Raw genomic sequence first — 2,560 nt, 5'->3', positions numbered from 1 at the left:
CAAAGAAACCCTTCTCCATTGGTTAGAACGGACAGGAAGATTAAAATTACGTCAATCTGATGCTCATCCCGATTCGCAAATTTTAGAAGAACTAGACGATATTATCGATCCAGATAATTATGCTATAGAAGAAGAAGAATAAATAGTCTTACTGGGAGTTAGGAGTGAAATTTCAATTATCTAATATTCAGGAGATTAAGAAAGTGGTATCAACGAAAAAAACGGCTTTAATTTACTGTGAAAATCAGTTTGGACGTGTGGATGGAAAAACGGCAGCTGGCTTGATCAGACAATCAGAAATATATACAATTGTTGGAGTGCTGGATAGTTCCTTAGCGGGAAAAGATGCGGGAGAAGCATTAGGAGACAAAAAAAATCATATTCCCATTTTTGCCAATTTACAAACAGCCTTAGAAAAACTTAGAGATGTTCCCAATTGTTATATCTACGGCAAAGCACCCTTAGAAGCGTTTATTCCCCCCCTAGAAAGGCTGCTAATTTTAGAAGCAATGGCACAAGGAATGGAGATTATTAATGGTTTGCATCAATTCTTCTCCGAGGATTTAGAATTTAGGGAGCAAGCTAGTCAGTATGGTGTGCAAATTACAGACATTCGTAAACCACCACAATTAGCTGATCTTCATGTATTTACTGGGCAAATTTCCCAAGTAAATATACCCGTTATTGCCTTTTTAGGAACCGATTGTGCTTGCGGAAAAATGACCACTGCGGTGGCAGTTAATCAAACTCTCCAAGGCTTGGGTATTAAGTCTGTCTTAGTCGCTACTGGACAAACTAGCTTGATGCAGGGAGCAAGATATGGGGTTTCGATCGATGCTTTGGTTTCTCAATTTGTCATCGGTGAAATTGAAAATGCTGTGGTTCAAGCTTTTGAGCAAGAAAAACCCGATATTATTTTAGTGGAAGGACAAAGTTCTCTGAGTCATCCTGCTTTTATGAGTTCCGTGGGAATTTTGAAAGGAAGTAGGCCCGATGGGATTATTTTACAACATCCCCCAGCCCGAAAATTTCGCTGTGATTTTCCTCATTTAGCCATGCCAAAATTACAGGAAGAAATTTCACTAATTGAGGCAATTTCTCCCACTAAAGTTATCGCTATTGCGATTAATCACGAAAATCTCACCGCAGCAGCCACTGAGCGTATTATTGCCAAATATGAGCGAGATTTTCAGTTACCGACTACTGATGTTTTGTTACACGGATGTGAGAAATTAGTCCAAGCTTTATGCGATCGCTTTCCGAAATTAAACCGGAAAATCAAAGGGGAAATTTTAGCTGCAATTCCCGCAATTGGGAGCAAATAGGCTGATGAAAGACCTTTTACCCAGAATCGAGATTTCTCTCCCGAAAATACGCCATAATGCTCGTTTACTCTGCCAATTCTACGGTAGCAAGGGACTTTCTGTGATGGGAGTTTCCAAAGCGATTTTGGGTGATCCCTCGATCGCCTTGGCGATGATTCAAGGTGGAGTCAACTTTATCGCTGACTCTCGAATCGAAAATATTCTCAAAATGAAACAAGCAGGAATAGTGACAACTTTTGTTCTGTTGCGTACTGCCTTGAGTCAAGCAGAATCAGTGGTTAACATTGCAGATATCAGCTTAAATACCGAATTAGCAACAATTCAGGAACTTTCCTATTATGCTCAAGAAAAGCAAAAAATACACCGCATTATTATCATGACGGAGTTAGGGGATTTACGCGAAGGTGTACTGCCGAAAGATCTGGTCAAGTTCATCAAAAAGACCCTCGCTTTTCCCTTTATCAAAATTATTGGACTGGGTTGTAATTTGGCTTGTTATGGAGGTATTAAACCTGATAGCCATAATATGAGCAAATTATCTGTGTTAACAGATACAATTGAGCAGGAATTTTTAATAAAATTACCGATTATTTCAGGAGGCAATTCTGCTAACTATCAATGGTATCAAAAAAGTAGCGAAGTTGGTCGGATTAATAATCTGCGTTTAGGAGAATCAATTTTATTAGGTTGTGAAACAGTTAATCGACAAGTGATACCTGGCTTATATACCGATGCTTTTCGGTTAATTGCTGAAGTAATCGAATCCAAAGATAAACCATCTCTACCCTCTGGAGAAATTGGTCGAGATGCTTTTGGTAATGTTCCCAGCTTTATCGATCAAGGCATTCACCGTCGAGTTATTATTGCATTAGGAAGACAGGATATTCTTATCTCTGGATTACAAACAAGTCAGGAGATAAAAATATTAGGTTCTAGTAGCGATCATCTAGTTCTTGATAGTCATAACAAGAGGTTAAAAGTAGGAAGCGAAGTCAGTTTTAATCTTGATTACGGAGGACTTTTAACAGCCATGACTTCTCCTTTTATTACTAAAAGTTATGCTCTCAATGCAGTAGCACAACTGTCTTGAGCGATGAATAAATAGGGTTTGCGGCAAAAAGTTTTTCGGTGGTGGCAGGGTGTGGGGTGTGGGGTGTGGGGTGTGGGGTTTTACCAGTTTTGAGGTGGCCAATTACCTAATTTTCAGGGAAAAAGTGCCTAAATTTCCCCCCGAT

Annotated in this window: 3 protein-coding genes; all 3 read left to right on the top strand. The window is 39.3% G+C overall.

Translation table 11 applies throughout. The features are described from left to right. Positions 1-142: DUF3134 family protein (locus PX636_RS22870; protein ID WP_502882873.1), on the top strand; the 142-nt coding region annotated here is incomplete at its 5' end. Positions 143-164: 22 nt separating this feature from the next. Further along, positions 165-1,325, top strand: a complete 1,161-nt coding sequence (locus PX636_RS10455; RefSeq protein WP_012263859.1) for an N-acetyltransferase DgcN family protein — start codon at positions 165-167, stop codon at positions 1,323-1,325. A gap of 4 nt (positions 1,326-1,329) precedes the next feature. Then, on the top strand, positions 1,330-2,415 hold the full coding sequence (locus tag PX636_RS10450; RefSeq protein ID WP_002762913.1) for an alanine/ornithine racemase family PLP-dependent enzyme: 1,086 nt from the start codon (positions 1,330-1,332) through the stop codon (positions 2,413-2,415). The last annotated feature ends 145 nt before the right edge of the window (positions 2,416-2,560 follow it).

Origin of the sequence: Microcystis sp. M53598_WE2 (genome assembly GCF_030067735.1) — a bacterium.
Classification (GTDB): domain Bacteria; phylum Cyanobacteriota; class Cyanobacteriia; order Cyanobacteriales; family Microcystaceae; genus Microcystis; species Microcystis aeruginosa.
This window is presented reverse-complemented; position numbering and strand designations above follow the sequence as displayed.